The sequence below is a fragment of the Streptomyces griseobrunneus genome (assembly GCF_046713465.1).
GTDB lineage: Bacteria > Actinomycetota > Actinomycetes > Streptomycetales > Streptomycetaceae > Streptomyces > Streptomyces microflavus.
On sequence record NZ_CP177080.1, the window covers coordinates 1,555,125 to 1,573,735 of the forward strand.

10 protein-coding genes and 1 pseudogene are annotated in these 18,611 nt (G+C 69.9%); 5 read left to right on the plus strand and 6 right to left on the minus strand.

What is annotated here, in order from left to right:
* Positions 1 to 45: 45 nt before the first annotated feature.
* Positions 46 to 1,491 carry an N-acetylglucosamine/diacetylchitobiose ABC transporter substrate-binding protein gene (gene ngcE, locus ACK8N7_RS06940; RefSeq protein WP_403211455.1) on the minus strand — a complete coding sequence of 482 codons (1,446 nt, stop codon included), beginning with the start codon at positions 1,489 to 1,491 and terminating at the stop codon, positions 46 to 48.
* 510 nt (positions 1,492 to 2,001) lie between these two features.
* On the opposite strand from ngcE, the gene ACK8N7_RS06945 reads away from it, so the two are divergent.
* A complete protein-coding gene (locus ACK8N7_RS06945; protein WP_500441496.1) occupies positions 2,002 to 5,874 on the plus strand; it encodes a GH92 family glycosyl hydrolase in 3,873 nt (1,290 codons plus the stop codon).
* 58 nt (positions 5,875 to 5,932) lie between these two features.
* On the opposite strand, the gene ACK8N7_RS06950 is transcribed toward ACK8N7_RS06945, so the two are convergent.
* Positions 5,933 to 6,550 carry a histidine phosphatase family protein gene (locus ACK8N7_RS06950; RefSeq protein ID WP_403211459.1) on the minus strand — a complete coding sequence of 206 codons (618 nt, stop codon included), beginning with the start codon at positions 6,548 to 6,550 and terminating at the stop codon, positions 5,933 to 5,935.
* 200 nt (positions 6,551 to 6,750) lie between these two features.
* Here ACK8N7_RS06950 and ACK8N7_RS06955 point away from each other — a divergent pair, with 200 nt between their 5' ends.
* Positions 6,751 to 7,404 (plus strand): hypothetical protein, encoded by a 654-nt coding sequence (locus ACK8N7_RS06955; RefSeq protein WP_403211461.1) that lies wholly within the window; start codon positions 6,751 to 6,753, stop codon positions 7,402 to 7,404.
* 107 nt (positions 7,405 to 7,511) lie between these two features.
* Here ACK8N7_RS06955 and acnA read toward each other — a convergent pair whose 3' ends face one another.
* From acnA to ACK8N7_RS06970, 3 genes are all read right to left on the minus strand, one after another.
* A complete protein-coding gene (gene acnA, locus ACK8N7_RS06960; RefSeq protein ID WP_403211463.1) occupies positions 7,512 to 10,226 on the minus strand; it encodes an aconitate hydratase AcnA in 2,715 nt (904 codons plus the stop codon).
* Positions 10,227 to 10,448: 222 nt separating this feature from the next.
* Positions 10,449 to 10,982 carry a hypothetical protein gene (locus tag ACK8N7_RS06965; protein ID WP_500441499.1) on the minus strand — a complete coding sequence of 178 codons (534 nt, stop codon included), beginning with the start codon at positions 10,980 to 10,982 and terminating at the stop codon, positions 10,449 to 10,451.
* Between the two features lie 190 nt (positions 10,983 to 11,172).
* Entirely contained in the window at positions 11,173 to 13,962 is a 2,790-nt protein-coding gene (locus tag ACK8N7_RS06970; RefSeq protein WP_500441501.1) for an alpha/beta hydrolase, read from the minus strand.
* A 195-nt stretch (positions 13,963 to 14,157) separates the two neighbouring features.
* Here ACK8N7_RS06970 and ACK8N7_RS06975 point away from each other — a divergent pair, with 195 nt between their 5' ends.
* The 3 genes from ACK8N7_RS06975 (at position 14,158) to ACK8N7_RS06985 (ending at position 17,051) form a co-directional block, all read left to right on the plus strand.
* Positions 14,158 to 15,009, plus strand: a complete 852-nt coding sequence (locus ACK8N7_RS06975; protein ID WP_500441502.1) for an alpha/beta fold hydrolase — start codon at positions 14,158 to 14,160, stop codon at positions 15,007 to 15,009.
* A 119-nt stretch (positions 15,010 to 15,128) separates the two neighbouring features.
* Positions 15,129 to 15,326 (plus strand): DUF4236 domain-containing protein, encoded by a 198-nt coding sequence (locus ACK8N7_RS06980; RefSeq protein ID WP_355124640.1) that lies wholly within the window; start codon positions 15,129 to 15,131, stop codon positions 15,324 to 15,326.
* Between the two features lie 195 nt (positions 15,327 to 15,521).
* A complete protein-coding gene (locus ACK8N7_RS06985) occupies positions 15,522 to 17,051 on the plus strand; it encodes a UDP-N-acetylglucosamine 1-carboxyvinyltransferase (protein WP_403211471.1) in 1,530 nt (509 codons plus the stop codon).
* 188 nt (positions 17,052 to 17,239) lie between these two features.
* Here ACK8N7_RS06985 and ACK8N7_RS06990 read toward each other — a convergent pair.
* A pseudogene (locus tag ACK8N7_RS06990) lies at positions 17,240 to 18,336 on the minus strand (MFS transporter).
* Positions 18,337 to 18,611 lie beyond the last annotated feature (275 nt).

Below are 18,611 nucleotides of genomic sequence, written 5' to 3' on the forward strand. Positions count from 1 at the left end.
ACCGACTCCGACCTTCCCCGAGCTGCCGCCGCTGGTGACGCGTGATCACTGGTGCCTGAAGTGCTTGATGGACTGGTCCTTGGCGGCCGCGTCGGCGAACGCCTGGATCTTCTTGATGGTCTCGGCCGGGGTGGCGCGGCCCGCCATCATCTCGCCGAGCGCGGCGACACCGATCTGCTCCTTCTGGAGCTTCACGTACCAGTCCTGCAGGCGGGGGTTGACCACATTGGTGCCCGCCTTCTCCAGAGCCGCGACGCCCGACTGCAGGCCGTCCGAGAGCGTGATGCCGTCGGTGCCGCCGTTGAAGGCGGAGAGGGACTTGGTGTTGGTGGTGAAGGACTTGGAGGAGGCCTCGCTGAGCATGATGCGCAGCTGCTCCATGCCGCCCGCCGGGTTCTTCGCCTTGGCCGGGACGATGAACGGCTCGCCGCCGGACGCCCAGATGGTGCCGAAGGGCAGCTTGTCCGAGGAGTCGAGGCTGGAGGGCGCGCCCACGGACAGCTTGAAGTCCTTGGGGATGATCGCCGCTTCCTCGTTCTCGACCCAGGAGCCGTTCGGGATGAACAGCGCCTTGCCGCGGGCCCAGGCGCCCTGCGAACCGCGGTGGTCCAGGCCCGGGGTGCCCTTGAGGATGTAGCCCTTGGCGAAGAGCTCGTAGTACGCCTCGAAGGCCGCCTTGACCGCGGGGTGCTCCCAGGCCTTCGGCTCCAGGTTGTCGATGGCGTTGAGGACCTCCACGCCGCCGATCTTGCCGATGAACGGGTAGAGCGAGAACGGGATGTAGTACGGGTGCTTGCCCGGGTAGGTCCAGCCGGCGATGCCCTGCTTCTTCGCCTTCGCACAGAGCGCGAGCATCTCGTCCCAGGTCTCCGGGTACGTGGCGTCGAGCTTGTCCAGCGCGGTCTGCGAGTACCAGACGCCGTAGACCGTGTACGCGTAGTACATGATCCAGACCGGGTCGCCGTCGAACTGGCCCATCTCGACGATGCCCGGCCGCAGGGTGTCGCGGACCGTCTTGGCGGGGTCGTCGACGGAGGGGGCGTCGAGCAGCGGGGTCAGGTCGGTGAGCTGCTTCTTGCCGACCAGGACGCCCATGTCCATCTGCTGGGCACCGGAGTTGTCGATCAGGTCCGGCGGGGTGCCGCCGTTGAAGCGCGGCTGAAGAACCGACTGGATCTTCTGCGTCGCCGAGAACTTGACCTGCGCCTCGGGGTAGGTCTTCTTGTAGACGTCCCGGGCGTCCTCGGCGTACTTGGTGCCGAACCCGCCGTCGAAGATGACGATCTCCAGCGGGGCGCTGCCGTTGACGGCCAGCGGGTTCTTCTCGGACTTCTCGCCCTTTTCGACCTTGTCGTCGGTGCCGCTGTCGCCGCTCGCGCAGGCGGACAGGAAGCTCATCGTCGGAACAGCGATCAGGCCAAGTGCGGCAGAACGCTTGATCAGATCGCGACGGCCAAGGCCCTCATTGTTCTGAGCGGAGGTGGATCCCATGCTCAAGTCCTCGCCTTCTCCAGGACTCAGGCGGTGTACCGGTCACCCGTCGAAAATTCGCCTCAGGCGAAGGGCCCCGCCACCGCGGTCAGTTGCGCTCGGGTCGTGCAGATATGCAGATGTACCGGAGGAAAAAAACCGGCGGAGTGGGGGTGTCGGAGAACCGTACAGCCAGGACGCCCATGACGCCCTCGCGACCATCCCCTGCTTTCCCCCGCGTGCGCATCCGTCGGAAACGACTGTGCGGATGGCGACAGGTATAGTCCACTTGTCGCCAACTGAGCAAGATCGAATGCACGTTGGGACGACAGTCTTTCCCGAGTTGAGACCTCGCGGACTCCTCGGCACCGCGCGCCCTCGTACAGGGGCAGCTTTTTCCCCTTACGACCGATTCGCGAACCGCACCTGAGGCAACACCCTTGACACGTCCTGTCACTTGGCTCCCTACTGGACCTTGCATCCCGCTATGACAACGTTGTCCAAGCACGCTCCGGGGAGGAATGGCTCGGTATGCAGCCACCACGAGGTCTCCACCATGGCGCTGAGAAGGCCCTCAGCAGCGCCACTCGTACGAGACGGAGCCGCACGGCCGCCGTCCTCGCGGCATCACTCGCCCTGGCCCTCGCGGCCCCCACGGCCGCCGTCGCCGGCCCGTCCGCGGCGCCGCAGAAGCCCTCCGGCGAACGGACGTTCCGCTCCTCGTTCGAAGCGGACGAGAAGCAGCCGGACTGGCGCAACACGGTAGAAGAAGGACCGGACGGCACAGAACGCTCGTCGGGTGTCGACGGCGGGTTCTCCGCCGGAATACCGGGCAATGTCACCGACCGGGTGACCGACGTCCGCGCCAGCGCCGAGAACACCGCGGGCGGCGAGGTCAAGGAGAACCTGGTCGATGTCGAACCGGCCTCCAAGTGGCTGGCTTTCGCGAGGACCGGCTGGGTCGAGTTCGACCTGGACGAGCCGGTGAAGGTGGTGACGTACGCGCTCACCTCCGCCAACGACCACGCCCCGCGCGATCCGAAGGACTGGACGCTCAAGGGCTCGGCCGACGGCAAGGAGTGGACCGACCTCGACACCCGCAAGGGCGAGACCTTCGCCGAGCGGCACCAGACGAAGTCGTACGATTTCGCCTCCGGCACCGCCTACCGGCACTTCCGGCTGGAGATCACGGCCAACAACGGCGCCTCGGACATCCTCCAGCTCGCCGACGTTCAGTTCTCGAACGGTGACACCTCCGCGCCCGTCCCCGACGAGATGCGCAGCCAGGCCGACCGCGGCCCCTCCGGCTCGCCCACCGCGAAGGCGGGTGCGGGATTCACCGGAAAGAAGGCACTGCGTTACGCGGGTACGCACAAGCCGGACGGCCGGGCGTACTCGTACAACAAGATTTTCGACGTGAACACGGCCGTCACCAAGGACACCGAGCTCTCCTACCTCGTCTACCCGCAGATGGGGGAGACGGACCTCAACTACCCCGCGACACACATCGCGGTGGACCTCGCCTTCACCGACGGCACGTACCTGAGCGAGCTGAAGGCCTCCGACAGCCACGGCGGGCTGCTGACCCCGCAGGGCCAGGCGGACGCCAAGCGCCTCTACGTCAACCAGTGGAACAAGGTCGCCTCGCGCATCGGCACGGTCGCGGCGGGCAAGACCGTGGACCGGATCCTGGTGGCGTACGACTCCCCCAAGGGGGCGGCGAAGTTCCAGGGCTGGGTCGACGACATCGCGATCGCCCCGAAGGCGCCCGAGAAGCGCAAGGCGCATCTGTCGGACTACGCGCTCACCACCCGCGGCACCAACTCCAGCGGCGGCTTCTCGCGCGGCAACAACATTCCGGCCACCGCGGTCCCCCATGGCTTCAACTTCTGGACGCCGGTGACCAACGCCGGTTCGCTGAGCTGGCTGTACGACTACCACCGGGGCAACAACGAGGAGAACCTCCCCACGCTCCAGGCCTTCAGCGCCAGCCATGAGCCGAGCCCCTGGATGGGCGACCGGCAGACCTTCCAGGTGATGCCGTCGGCCGCGGCCGGCACCCCGGACGCCTCCCGTACGGCCCGCGCGCTGCCCTTCCGGCACGAGAACGAGACGGCGAAGCCGCACTACTACGGCGTCACGTTCGAGAACGGTCTCAAGACCGAGATCGCGCCGACGGACCACGCGGCCCGGATGCGGTTCACCTACCCAGGCAAGGACGCCAGCCTGGTCTTCGACAACGTGTCGAACGCCGGCGGTCTGGCCCTGGACCCCGAGACCCGCTCCTTCTCCGGCTACACGGACGTGAAGAGCGGCCTGTCGACCGGGGCGACCCGCATGTTCGTGTACGGCGTCTTCGACGCGCCGGTGACGGACAGCGGCAAGCTGAAGGGCGGAGGCGGCGACGACGTCACGGGCTTCTTCCGCTTCGACGCGGGCAAGGACCGCACGGTCGACCTGCGCCTGGCCACCTCGCTGATCGGCGTCGACCAGGCGAAGAAGAACCTGGCCATGGAGATCCCGGAGTCCACCTCCTTCGAGAAGGTGCAGCGCAAGGCGCAGGCGGCCTGGGACGACATCCTCGGGACGATCGAGGTGGAGGGCGCCGACGCCGACCAGCTCACCACGCTCTACTCCAGCCTCTACCGGCTCTACCTCTACCCGAACTCCGGCCACGAGAAGGTCGACGGGAAGAACAAGTACGCCAGCCCCTTCTCCAAGCCGGTCGGTACGGACACCCCGACGCAGACCGGGGCGAAGATCGTCGACGGCAAGGTGTTCGTCAACAACGGCTTCTGGGACACCTACCGCACGACCTGGCCCGCCTACTCCTTCTTCTCCCCCAAGAAGGCCGGCGAGCTGGTGGACGGCTTCGTCCAGCACTACAAGGACGGCGGCTGGACCTCGCGCTGGTCCTCCCCCGGCTACGCGGACCTGATGACCGGCACCAGCTCGGACGTGGCCTTCGCGGACGCGTACGTCAAGGGCGTGAAGTTCGACGCGGAGGCGGCGTACGACGCGGCGGTCAAGAACGCCACGGTGGCCCCGCCCTCCTCGGGCGTCGGCCGCAAGGGCATGGAGACCTCCGTCTTCACCGGTTACGCGAACACCGCCACGCACGAGGGCCTGTCCTGGTCGCTGGAGGGCTACCTCAACGACTACGGCATCGCCCGGATGGGCGAGGAGCTCTACAAGAAGACGAAGAAGGCGCGGTACAAGGAGGAGTCGGCCTACTTCCTGAACCGGGCGCAGAAGTACGTCAAGCTCTTCGACGAGAAGGCGGGCTTCTTCCAGGGCAAGAAGCCCAACGGCGACTGGCGCCTCCCCTCGGACCAGTACGACCCCCGTGTCTGGGGCTACGACTACACCGAGACCAACGGCTGGGGCTACGCCTTCACCGCCCCGCAGGACAGCCGGGGCCTGGCCAACCTCTACGGCGGCCGCGCGGGGCTCGGCAAGAAGCTGGACACGTACTTCTCCACGCCGGAGACGGCGGGCCCGGAGTTCGTCGGCAGCTACGGCGGGGTCATCCACGAGATGACCGAGGCGCGTGACGTACGGATGGGCCAGTACGGGCACAGCAACCAGGTCGCCCACCACGCCACGTACATGTACAACGCGGCCTCGCAGCCGTACAAGACGCAGGAGAAGGTCCGCGAGGTGCTGGGCCGCCTGTACGTCGGCAGCGAGATCGGGCAGGGCATCCACGGCGACGAGGACAACGGCGAGCAGTCGGCCTGGTTCCTCTTCTCCGCGCTCGGCTTCTACCCGCTGGTGATGGGCAGCGGGGAGTACGCGATCGGCTCGCCGCTCTTCAAGAAGGTCACCGTCCGCATGGACAACGGCCGCAAGCTGACCGTCAAGGCCCCGAAGAACAGCGCGAAGAACATCTACGTGCAGGGCGTGAAGGTCAACGGCAAGAAGTGGACCTCCACCGCGCTCCCCCACGACGTGCTGGCCAAGGGCGGCACGCTGGAGTTCGACATGGGCCCCAGGCCGTCCGCCTGGGGCACGGGCAAGGACGCGGCCCCGGTCTCCATCCAGAAGGACGACAAGGCCCCGGCGCCCAAGGGCGATGTGCTGAAGGGTGACGGCGCACTGTTCGACAACACCTCGGCCACCTCGGCGGAGGCCGAGTCGGTGGAGCTGCCCGTCCCCGCGTCCACCGAGGCGCTCCAGTACACGCTGACGTCGGCGGCGGCGGACAAGGCACCGAAGGGCTGGACCCTCCAGGGCTCGTCCGACGGCAAGAAGTGGACGGACCTCGACCGCCGCTCCGGTCAGTCCTTCGCCTGGGACAAGCAGACCCGGGCCTTCTCGGTGGGCCGACCCGGCGCGTACACGCAGTACCGGCTGGTGCTGACGGGTCCGGCGACGCTGGCGGAGGTGGAGCTGCTCTCCTGACGCCCGCGTCGTACGACGGCGGCCGGCACCCCGAGGGCGGGGTGCCGGCCGTCGGCGTTCACTCCTCGTGCAGGCTCTCGGGGAGGGCCACGTTGAGCGCGGCGATGACCGGCCGGCCGTGTTCCGTGCCGAGCCGGGAGACGGCCCCGGTGGCGAGCTGGAAGAGGCGGCCCTCGGCCGGGGTCAGGCCGAGGTAGCGGGCGGTGAGGACGCGCAGGAAGTGCGAGTGGGCGACGAGCGCGATGTCCGCGTCCCCGAGCCCCTCGGCGGCCGACCGGACGCCCGCGAGCACCTGGTCGGCGCGCTGCCCGACCTGGGCGGGGCTCTCGCCGGGGTGCTCCGGAGAGCCGGGGTCGACGCCGTCGGTCCAGAGGTTCCAGAAGGGGCGGGTGCGGCGGATCGCCTGGGTGGTGATGCCCTCGTAGCCCCCGTAGTCCCACTCCCGCAGCTCGGGGGTCACCCGGGGGGCGTGCAGCCCGGCCAGCTCGGCGGTGCGGCGGGCCCGGATCGAGGGGCTGACGAGGGTGAGGCCGATGTTCCGGTCGGCGAGGAGCGGCACGAGGGCGCGGGCCTGGCGCTCGCCGGTGGCGGTCAGGGGGAGGTCTGTGTAGCTCGTGTGCTGCCCGGAGCGGGACCACTCGGTCTCGCCGTGCCGGATGAGGATCAGCTCGCCCATGGGGGTCCGTTCGCTTTCTGTACGGGTGGGGCCGGTTGGTACTGGGAGGTCAATGCTGGGGGGGGACGGGTCGGTGCCGGAGAGACGGGTTGGTGTTGGAGGGACGGGTTGGTGTTGGAGAGATGGGTTGGTGCCGGTGGGGCGGGTGGGGCCACGTACCGTAAGTCCCTCACCTGATCAACTTCCCGTGGGGGGACCGCATGTCCGACAACTTTCCGCCTCCGCCGCCCGAACAGCCGCAGCCGGAGCCGTCGGCCTCGCCGGAGGCGGGGCAGCAGCACCCGGTGGGTCCGCCGCAGCCGTCCCCGTGGGCGGCCCCCGCCGCACCTCCGCGCAAGCAGCGCACGGGGCTGATCGTGACGCTCGCCGTGGGCGGCGGGCTCGTCGTGGCGGGGGCGGTGGTGGCGCTCGTCTACTCGGTGATGAACTCGCTCTCGGACGAACTGGCCCTGCGGGCCGAGCGGTCGGACGCCCCCTTCTCCACCCCGTACGACGAGGAGCCGGAGGAGGGGTACGGGGAGGAGTACGACGCGGAGCCCGTCGAGCCGGAGCCGGAGGCCATCGTGCCGGAGCCGTCCGCCGAAAAGGACGTCACCATCACGAAGTGCACGCGGGACTCCACGATCGGCTGGCCGCACGCCGAACTGAAGGTCGTGAACGGATCCGGCAGCACGAAGAGCTACGTCGTGTTCGTCAAGTTCGTGGACGGCAAAGGTGCTGAGGTGACCGACGGCATCGCGACCACAGAGGAGCTCGCCCCCGGTGAGTCGGCCACGGTGAAGGCCCAGGGGCTCGGCGAGGTGCCCGCGGGCACGAAGTGCCGGATCGATCAGGTCGAGCGGTACCCGCTGTAACGATTCGCTGTTCCGGTTCGGACGATCCGCTGTTCCGGTTCGACGCCGAAGGGCCGCACCCCGGGGAGACCCGGGATGCGGCCCTTGTGCTGTCTGCCGCCTGCCGCCTACTTGCGGATCAGGCTGCGGAGCACGTACTGCAGGATGCCGCCGTTGCGGTAGTAGTCCGCCTCGCCGGGGGTGTCGATACGGACGACGCCGTCGAACTCCACACCGGTGTCGGTGGTGACCTTGACCGTGCGCGGGGTGGTGCCGTTGTTCAGCTCGGTGACGCCGGTGAAGGAGAAGGTCTCCTCGCCGGTGAGGCCGAGGGTCTCGGCGGTCTGGCCCTCGGGGAACTGGAGCGGGAGGACGCCCATGCCGATGAGGTTCGAGCGGTGGATGCGCTCGTAGGACTCGGCGATGACGGCCTTGACGCCGAGGAGCGCGGTGCCCTTGGCGGCCCAGTCGCGGGAAGAGCCGGAGCCGTACTCCTTGCCCGCGAGGATCGCGAGGGGGGTGCCGGCGGCCTGGTAGTTCTGGGAGGCGTCGTAGATGAACGACACCGGGCCGTCGTCCTTGGTGAAGTCGCGGGTGTAGCCGCCCTCGGTGCCCGGCGCGATCTGGTTGCGCAGGCGGATGTTGGCGAACGTGCCGCGGATCATGACCTCGTGGTTGCCTCGGCGCGAGCCGTAGGAGTTGAAGTCACGGCGCTCGATGCCGTGCTCCGTGAGGTACTTGCCGGCCGGGGTGTCGGCCTTGATGGCGCCGGCCGGGGAGATGTGGTCGGTGGTGACCGAGTCGCCGAGCTTGGCGAGCACCCGGGCACCGGTGATGTCCTCGACCGGGGTCGTCTCCATCGTCATGCCGTCGAAGTACGGGGGCTTGCGCACGTAGGTGGACTCGGCGTCCCACTCGAAGGTGTTGCCGGTCGGGATCGGCAGCGCCTGCCACTGGGCGTCGCCCGCGAAGACGTCCTTGTAGGACTTGTTGAACATGTCCTCGCCGATGGCGTTCGCCACGACGTCGTTGACCTCGGCCTCGGTGGGCCAGATGTCGGCCAGGTACACCGGCTTGCCGTCCTGGTCGACGCCGAGGGCGTCCTTGGTGATGTCGACCTTCATCGAACCGGCGATGGCGTACGCGACGACCAGCGGCGGGGACGCCAGGTAGTTCATCTTGACGTCGGGGTTGATCCGGCCCTCGAAGTTACGGTTGCCGGAGAGCACCGAGGTGACGGCGAGGTCGTTCTCGTTGACCGCCTTGGAGACCTCCTCCGGCAGCGGGCCGGAGTTGCCGATGCAGGTGGTGCAGCCGTAGCCGACGAGGTTGAAGCCGACCTTGTCGAGGTAGGGGGTCAGGCCCGCCTTGTCGAAGTAGTCGGTGACGACCTTCGAGCCCGGGGCGAGGGTGGTCTTGACCCACGGCTTGCGGTTCAGGCCCTTCTCGACGGCCTTCTTCGCCACGAGCGCGGCGGCGACCATGACGTAGGGGTTCGAGGTGTTGGTGCAGGAGGTGATCGCGGCGACGGTGACGGCGCCGTGGTCGATCTCGTACGTCGAGCCGTCGGGGGCCGTGACGGTGGTCGGCTTCGTCGGGACGCCGTTGGAGGTCGCCGGGGAGTCGGAGGCCGGGAAGGACTCCTTGCCCGCCTCCTCGTCGTCGGAGACGTAGTTGCGGACGTCCTGGGCGAACTGCGCCTTGGCGTTGGCCAGGACGATGCGGTCCTGCGGGCGCTTCGGGCCGGCGATGGAGGGGACGACCGTGGAGAGGTCGAGCTCCAGCTTCTCGGAGAAGTCCGGCTCGGCGGCCGGGTCGAGCCAGAGGCCCTGCTCCTTGGCGTACGCCTCGACGAGGGCGACCTGCTGGGCGTCGCGGCCGGTCAGGCGCAGGTACTTCAGCGTCTCGTCGTCGATCGGGAAGATCGCGGCGGTGGAGCCGAACTCCGGCGACATGTTGCCGATGGTGGCGCGGTTGGCGAGGGAGGTCGCGGCGACGCCCTCACCGTAGAACTCGACGAACTTGCCGACGACGCCGTGCTTGCGGAGCATCTCGGTGATGGTCAGCACGAGGTCGGTGGCGGTGGTGCCGGCCGGGAGCTCGCCGGTCAGCTTGAAGCCGACGACGCGCGGGATGAGCATGGAGACCGGCTGGCCGAGCATCGCGGCCTCGGCCTCGATGCCGCCGACGCCCCAGCCCAGCACACCGAGGCCGTTGACCATGGTGGTGTGCGAGTCGGTGCCGACGAGCGTGTCGGGGTACGCCTGGCCATTGCGGACCATGACCGTACGGGCCAGGTGCTCGATGTTCACCTGGTGGACGATGCCGGTGCCCGGGGGGACGACCTTGAACTCGTCGAAGGCGGTCTGGCCCCAGCGCAGGAACTGGTAGCGCTCCTTGTTGCGCCCGTACTCCAGCTCGACGTTCTGGGCGAACGCCTCGTTGGTGCCGAACTTGTCGGCGATGACGGAGTGGTCGATGACCAGCTCGGCCGGGGCCAGCGGGTTGATCTTCGCCGGGTCGCCGCCCAGCTCCTTCACGGCCTCACGCATGGTGGCGAGGTCCACCACACACGGCACGCCGGTGAAGTCCTGCATGATCACGCGGGCCGGCGTGAACTGGATCTCCTCGCTGGGCTGCGCCTGGGAGTCCCAGCCGCCGATGGCCCGGATGTGGTCGGCGGTGATGTTCGCGCCGTCCTCGGTACGGAGCAGGTTCTCCAGCAGTACCTTCAGGCTGTACGGGAGGCGCGCGGAGCCCTCTACCTTGTCCAGCTTGAAGATCTCGTACGACTCGTCGCCCACGCGCAGCGTGCTGCGGGCGTCGAAGCTGTTCGCCGACACGACAGTCTCCTTCTTCAATGTGCGCGTTCTACCGCGCCGCGCCTCATTGGCAGCGGGCGCCGCGTTGTGCCGCCTACGGCCCCGACCATCCGCTAAGGTAAGGCTTAGTTAGGTAAACCTTACCGGGTGGCGGCTGCGGTGCGCCTCGGCAGATATCTCGATGTCGAGATAACTCTAGTACATAGCCGCCGCTCGGTCATGCCCAGGTGCCCTTGTGCGCTCCTACCCGGGCCGCCGGACGCGATGCCGGCGGTGGTAGGAGAACGTGACGGCCGCCGTCAACGGGCCCCAGAGGAACAGCGGCTGGTAGAGGATGCCGACGACCAGGTTCCCGGTGGCCGTCATCTCCTCGTGCGGGTACGTCCACCAGAGGGGCACGGTTCCCCAGATCAGGGTCAGCGCCGCCGCGCCCAGGGCGGCGGGGACGACGGCGGCCATGGGGCGGACCCCGCGCCCGCCGATCAGCGGGATCCAGCGCGGTACGACCTCGCCCCACGGACGGACCAGGCCGATGGTCAGGAGGGCGACCAGCTCGCTGACCACGCTGAGGGTCAGCATCCAGACCTTGGCGTCGCCCGTCGCGAAGGGCTCGAAGCCCGCCTCCGTGTAGCCGGCGGGGTGCCCGAGCACCAGGGCGATGCGCCACAGCCCGCTCGGCAGGACCACCAGCGCGGTGAGGTGCGCGGCCCGGACCGCCCAGCGGGGCGGCGGCGCCAGGGGTGTCCGCGAGGTGGCAGGCGGCTTCCGTAAGGTCATGCGACTGATCGTGGCCGCCCGTCTCCGCACGTTCATCAGCCTGTGCGGCGGACCTCATGAGCCTCCGGTACGAGGGGTACGCGGCGGGGTCGGCCGTGCGGCGGAGGCACGGTAGTCCTCCGGGGGCCCGGACAGGGGTCCGGCCCCTCCGCCGGTTCACGGAGGGGCCGGACCTGGTGCGCCGGGCGGGCTACGGCGCGTCGCGGACCGTGCCCTCGAAGGGCGGGCCCAGCGGCTCGCCCTCGTCGTCGGTGGGCTGGAGCCGGACGTACTCGGCCGGCTCCTTCACCTGGTCACGGATGGTCGGGACGGTCAGCTCCGCGGACTGCTCGCCCGCCGGGACCGTCGTCCACAGCGTCCCGTACTCGACCTTCGAGAGCGGGATCGCCGGGTTCGGGACCTTCTCCACGAGCTGGGACAGCCACTCCTGGTCGACGTCGGCCGTGGACAGCTCCGGGCGGCCGCCGGTGACGGGGACCAGCTGGGCCAGGGTCCAGATCTCGATGTCCGCCTTCTCCGAGAGGGAGACGCGCCACGTCAGCGGCGCGCCCTCGGTGACGTCGGCGGCCACCGGCTCGACGGTCACCTTGGGCATCGGGTCGTCGTTCTCGGCGGTGACACCGCCGACGTCCGCGCCGATGACCGTTCCCCGGACCGCCTTGACCAGGATGTCGTGGGGCTTGTCCCAGCCGTAGCGCTTGTTGCCCACGACCTTCACCTCGACGTCGATCCCGGCGGTGCCGGGGCCGACCTTGACCAGGCGGCCGGCCGACTTGCCGGTGTCCGGGTCGACGACGTACAGCCGGACGGCACCGGCGTTCTTGCCGGTGGTGCGGACGGGCACCTTGTAGGTGACGACGCCCGAGTCGCCCTCCTTGACGGTGAGGCGGCCGATGTCGACGCGGGCGAGCGGCGCGGCCTTCACCGCGGGGGTGCCCGGCTTCCACGACCAGGCGTCCATCAGCCACGCCTTGCCGGCACGGGACTTCGGGGTCAGCTCCAGGGCGGCGATCCTGCCGAGGTTCAGCTTGGCGCGGGTCGCGGCGGTCAGCGGAACGCGGACCTCCTGCGCCCAGTACGAGGTGGTGCGGCCGGTGCCCGGCAGCCCGTCGATACGGACGCTGCCCAGCTTGGCCCGCTTGCCCTTGGCGTCCTTGACGCTCACGTCGAACCGGGTGCCGCTGGTGTTCGGCGGTACGGCGACGCGCAGCGCGAGGCTCTTGGCGCCCTTGACGGAGAGCGGTTTCTTCGGGGTGACACGGGCGACCGTGCCGGGCTTCTTCCAGTCCAGGGCGACCGCACGGCGGCCGGCCTCGTGCTCGGGGCGCCACTGGGCGAAGTGCGGCGAGGAGCCGGGGTCCTTCTCGCTCAGGCAGGCGGAGCGGCCGGGGGCGACGGCGTCGCACAGCCTGGCGCCGCTGACCTTCAGCGGGCCCTGCGGGTCGTCGGGGAGGAAACCGGCGCCCCGGTTGCCGCCGACCGCGTGGGTCAGCACCCGGGCGGGATCGGCGGAGGGGGCGCGGCGGCCGGTGCCGTCGACGAGCCGGCGTACGCGGTCGTCGCCGCCGACGAACAGCCGTGCGGCGGCGGCGATGTAGGTCGCACCCGCCTTGTGCTGCTGGTCGGCGGAGAGCCGTCCGGCGGCGCCGGGCGAGCAGAGCGGGTCGGGCGACTCGGGCTCGTGCCAGAAGTCGTCGTCGGCCGGGGCCTTGGCCTGGCCCGGAGTCCACTCGGTGTTGAAGTAGTTGTGGTTGGCGCCGACCATGTAGACCGAGCTGTGCAGGGCCTTGCCCCGGCTGACGCCCCGGGTGCCGTCCGTGAACACCTGGCCCTGGAGGTCGGAGACGTCACCGTCGCAGCCCGGCAGGATCGTGAGCGAGGGGACGTCCGGCACCGGGTTCTGGCCGAAGATGGTGGGGCCGATGTGGACGGTGCCGCGGATGTTCCAGCGGGCCTTGGAGCGGTAGCCGTCCTGGGCGGCCGGCGGCTTGTACAGGCTGTCCATCACCGCGCGGTTGACGCCTTCACCGCCGCGCGAGTGCCCGACGAGGAGCACCCGCGACAGGTCGGTCTTCGGGCCCTTGCCTACGGCGGCGGGCGCGGAGGCGGGCTTGGCGGCCCAGTCGGCCCAGCGGCCGAGGTGGTTGCGGATCAGCGAGGAGCGGGCCTGCGCGCCGCCGTCCTCGGCGTTCCAGTCCTGGCCGTTGATGCCGTTGGCGGAGATCGAGACGGTCACGTACCCCTGGGAGGCCAGCAGTTTCTGGTCGCGCAGATAGCCGCGGTGGCTGGGGATCGGCTTGCTGCCCTTGGCGCAGGGCCAGTCGATGGACGTCTCCTCGCTCTTGCCGGGGACGTAGCAGGTGGAGTGGCGGCCGTGCAGGAAGAGGGCGACGGGCCGCTTGCCGGGGGCCTTCTTCGGGGCGACGACGACACCGCGCATCTCGACCGGCGCGGGGAGGCCCGGGAGTCTGACCGAGGAGAGGCTGTACTCACCGGTGGTGGTGGCGTACTTCCCCGCCTTGCCCGGGTCGACGGTCCCCGCGGGCAGCTTGGGCGGCAGCTTCGGGGCGGGCGGCTTGGCCTTGCGACTCGTGCCCGCGTCCGGGGCCTCGTCGAGCCGGCGTCCGGCGGCCTGGACCTGGAGGTCGTCCAGGTCGGCGGTGCGGACCGCGTCCATCGGGAGCCGGAAGGTCCGGCCGTCGTCCTGCGGTTCGGGCACGCCCACGAGTTCGCCGTTCGCGCGGAACTCCACGCGGGCGTCGCCCATGGGTACCGGCTTGGGCGCGCGCCACTCCAGGTGGTTCCGCCCGTCCTCACCGGCGATGCGCCAGCCGGGCGGCAGTGCGTTCCCGGTGTTCTGCGTAGCGGTGGCGGTGGGTATCTCCGGCGGCGCCGGGGCGGCGTACGCCCCCGTAGGCGCCACCCCTGCCACTGTCAGCACCGCTATCGCGGTGGCCCATGCTTTCCGGCCACGTATCAAAGCTCCTCCTCAACCCTGGTCACCCGCGCGTCCGTTCCGGTGGTCTGTTCCGGATCGAACGCGCTCTCGGACTTCGAGACGGGGAGGCGAACCTGTGGGTTGCCTCTGCGGGCGGAGTGATCGGCGGGGCCGCTGTCGTAGGCGGTCGGTAGGGTCGTGAGGCGGATACGTTCTGCGTGGCGGAGGGGTGGCGGAGTGAGGGTCAGGGAGAGCGATCTGCGGCTGGGCGACGGCCGCAGGCTCCATGTGTACGACACCGGCGGCGACGGCGGCCCGGACGACGGGCTCGTCGTCTTCTGGCACCACGGCACACCGAACATCGGTTCACCGCCCGCGCCGCTCTTCCCCGCCGGCGCGGAGCTGTCCATCCGCTGGGTGTCGTACGACCGTCCCGGCTACGGCGGTTCGTCCCCGCTCCCCGGCCGGGACGTCGCGTCGGCCGCCGCCGACGTACGGGCGATCGCCGACGCGCTGGCCATCGGCCGGTTCGCCGTCCTGGGTCATTCCGGCGGCGGTCCGCACGCGCTGGCCTGCGGCGCGCTGCTGCCCGACCGGGTCGTCGGGGTGGCGACGGCGGCGGGGCTCGCCCCGTACGACGCCGAGGGGCTCGACTGGTTCGCGGGCATGGTGCCGTCCTCGGCGGCTTCCCTGCGGGCGGCCGCCGAGGGGCGCGCGGCGAAGGAGGCGTACGAGGCGGGCGCCGGGTACGACCCGGAGATGTTCACCGGCGCCGACCACGACGCGCTGGCCGGTACGTGGTCCTGGTTCGATCAGGTGGTGGGCCCGGCCCTGGAGGGCGGGCCGGACGGCCTGATCACCGACGACCTGGCGTACGTCGCTCCGTGGGGCTTCGATCCGGCGCGGATCGCCGCGCCCCTGCTCCTCCTCCACGGCGGGCAGGACCGGATCGCGCCCGCCGCCCACAGCCACTGGCTCGCCGGACGCTGCCCGACGGCCGAACTGCGGGTGCGCCCGGGGGACGGGCACATCTCGGTGCTCGACGCGGGGGCGGAGGCTTTGGAGTGGCTGGCGGGGCGGGCGGGGTGAGGGGACGCAAGGTGGGGTCGCGACGGCTCAACTCCCCTGCGGGCCGGGGCTTTGCGCGGCCCGCAGGCATATCCCCGCTGCTTCGGGATACCCGTGGGTCCTGACACAAGGAGGCCCAGATGGCGATCACCTTCCGTAAGAGCTTCCGGATCCTGCCCGGGGTGCGGCTGAACATCAACCGCCGATCCTGGTCGGTCACCACCGGCGGCGGGCGCGGCCCGCGGCGCACGGTCAGCAGCACCGGCCGGCGCACCACGTCCATGGACCTGCCGGGCCCGTTCGGCTGGCGGAAGACGACCCGTCGGCGCAGCGGCTGAGCCTGACCGCCACCCCGTACGGCCGCGCGCCCCGCGCCCCGTCGCCCCCACCGGGGGACGATGGCGGCGCGGGGCGCGTTCGCGCGTTCCGCGAGGGGAGCGGTACGCCGCCCTCCCGGGAACGGTTGCACACCCGTCACTCGAACGGCACACCCCCACATCAGCCTCATCTCATATCTGAGATAACCTGCCGCCATGTCAGACGACTACCTCGCACGCATCGGCAAGCTCATCCGTGACGCCCGACAGCACAGGGGCTGGACACAGACCCAGCTGGCCGAGGCGCTCTCCACGAGCCAGAGCGCCGTCAACCGCATCGAGCGCGGCAACCAGAACATCAGCCTTGAGATGATCGCCCGCATCGGCGAAGCCCTCGACAGCGAGATCGTGTCGCTCGGCTACTCCGGGCCCATGCATCTGCGGGTCGTCGGCGGCCGTCGGCTCTCCGGCGCCATCGACGTCAAGACCAGCAAGAACGCCTGCGTCGCGCTGCTGTGCGCCTCGCTCCTCAACAAGGGCCGCACGGTGCTGCGCCGGGTGGCCAGGATCGAGGAGGTGTTCCGGCTCCTGGAGGTGCTGAACTCCATCGGGGTGCGCACCCGCTGGGTCAACGACGGCGTGGACCTGGAGATCGTGCCGCCCGCGCAGCTGGAGATGGAGGCGATCGACGCCGACGCCGCGCGCCGCACCCGCTCGATCATCATGTTCCTGGGCCCGCTGCTGCACCGGATGGAGCAGTTCACCCTGCCGTACGCCGGCGGCTGCGACCTGGGCACCCGCACGATCGAGCCGCACATGATCGCGCTGCGCCGGTTCGGCCTGGAGATCGCCGCCACGGAGGGGCTGTACCACGCGCAGGTGGACCGCTCGGTCTCCCCCGGCCGGCCCATCGTGCTGACCGAGCGCGGCGACACCGTGACCGAGAACGCCCTGCTGGCCGCCGCCCGCCACGACGGCACGACGGTCATCCGCAACGCCTCCTCCAACTACATGGTCCAGGACCTCTGTTTCTTCCTGGAGGCGCTGGGCGTACGGGTCGACGGGGTCGGCACGACGACGCTCACCGTGCACGGGGTCCCGCAGATCGACGTGGACGTGGACTACTCCCCCTCCGAGGACCCGGTCGAGGCGATGAGCCTGCTGGCCGCCGCGGTGGTGACGGAGTCCGAACTCACCATCCGGCGGGTGCCGATCGAGTTCCTGGAGATCGAGCTCGCGGTGCTGGAGGAGATGGGCGTCGACTGCGACCGCACCCCGGAGTACGCGGCCGACAACGCCCGTACCCGGCTGGTGGACCTGACGGTGAGGCCCTCCAAGCTGGAGGCGCCGATCGACAAGATCCACCCGATGCCGTTCCCCGGCCTCAACATCGACAACGTGCCGTTCTTCGCGGCCATCGCGGCCTCCGCCCACGGCCAGACCCTGATCCACGACTGGGTCTACGACAACCGCGCGATCTACCTCACCGACCTCAACCGCCTCGGCGGCCGCCTCCAACTCCTCGACCCGCACCGGGTCCTGGTCGAGGGCCCCACCCGCTGGCGCGCCGCCGAGATGATGTGCCCGCCCGCCCTGCGGCCCGCCGTGGTGGTGCTGCTGGCGATGATGGCGGCCGAGGGGACGTCCGTACTGCGCAACGTCTATGTCATCAACCGGGGGTACGAGGAGCTGGCGGAGCGGCTCAACTCGGTGGGGGCGCAGATCGAGATCTTCCGCGACATCTGACCGGCACACGGAGGGAAAGGGCGCGGGAACGAAAAAGGCGCGTGCTCCGCCGTCTTCGGCAGAGCACGCGCCCACTGCACCGAATGCGGTGCGGATCATCGCGGCGGGGGTTGTGCGCGACGTCCGTTTCCTGGTCCCGCCCTCGGGGCGAGGGCGGGACGGGACCGCGCTCCGGTGGTCGGGAGGGGTCAGCTCGCCGGTGCGGTTCCGCGGCCGGTGACGGCGCGCAGGATCACGGCGAGAGCGACCAGGACGATGCCGAACCAGACGACGCTGGACACACCCACGTGGTCGGCGAACAGGCCGCCGATCAGGGCGCCGAGGGCGCCGAGGGCGATGCAGGTGTTGTAGGCCATCGTGTTGAGCGACATCGCGGCCTCGAACTGCTGGGGGGCCGCCGAGAGCGTCATGTTGATCTGGCTGAGCTGGACGAGACCGAAGGCGAGGCCCCAGAGGGTCATCGCGATGATCACGCCGACCTTGTTGGCGCCGATGGTCAGCAGCAGGACGAGCGAGGCGACCATGATGAGGCCGCCCACGATGAAGCTGCCGCGGAGGCTCTTGTTGACGGTGTGTCCGCCGATGAAATTGCCGACCGCGCCACCGATACCGAAGACGATGAGGACGACGGTGATGAAGCCGACGGTGGCGGAGGTGCTCTCCTCCAGGTAGGGGCGGACGAACGTGTAGGCGCCGAAGTGGCCGAGGACGAAGAACACGACCATGATCAGACCACCCGCAGCTGCACGTTCTTCAGCGGCAGGGTGAAGACCTCGCGGACCGAGACGGCGTTGGCCGAGGGCAGCGACGGGACGGTGACGGCGACCGCGATGAAGACGACGGCGCTCAGGGCGGACCAGATGAGGAAAGTGGTGCGCCAGTCGCTGGCGCTCTCCAGCAGGGTGCCGAGCGGGATGCCGACGACGGTGGCGATCGAGATGCCGGACATCACTACGGCGGCGGCCGGGTTGGCGTGCTTCTCCGGGACGATCCGCATGGCCATGGTGACACCGATGGCCCAGAAGACACCGCTGGCGAAGCCCATGATCAGGCGGGTGCGCAGGATCAGCGGGTAGTTCGGGGCGATCGAGGTGATCAGGTTGCCGATGGCCACCACGGCCAGCAGCGTGACGAGCAGCTTGCGCCGGTTGACGCGCCGGCTCCACGCCACGATGAACGGCACACCGAGGCCGGCCGCGATGCCCTGCGCCGTGACCATGAGACCTGCCGCGCCGACCGAGACGTTGAGGCTCTCACTGAGCGGGGTGAGAAGGCCGATCGGCATCAGCTCGGTGGTGAGGAAGACGAACAGGCTGGCGGTGATGGCGGCCACGCCCAGCCATCCCCTGGCCGGGGACACCTGATTCTGCGACGTGGCGGGTGGGTTGTCTCTTCTTGGACGGTCATGTCATCTCTCCGGATGTGGTCAGGCGTGGGTACGCGCATGCCTCGGGCCGCCGGGATCCGGCGGGGAGTCCATGGCGAGGGACGGTGCGCCCGCCGTTATCCGCTGCGTTCCTGTTCCAGACCTTCGCCGCTGATCACGCACCTGACGCGGCG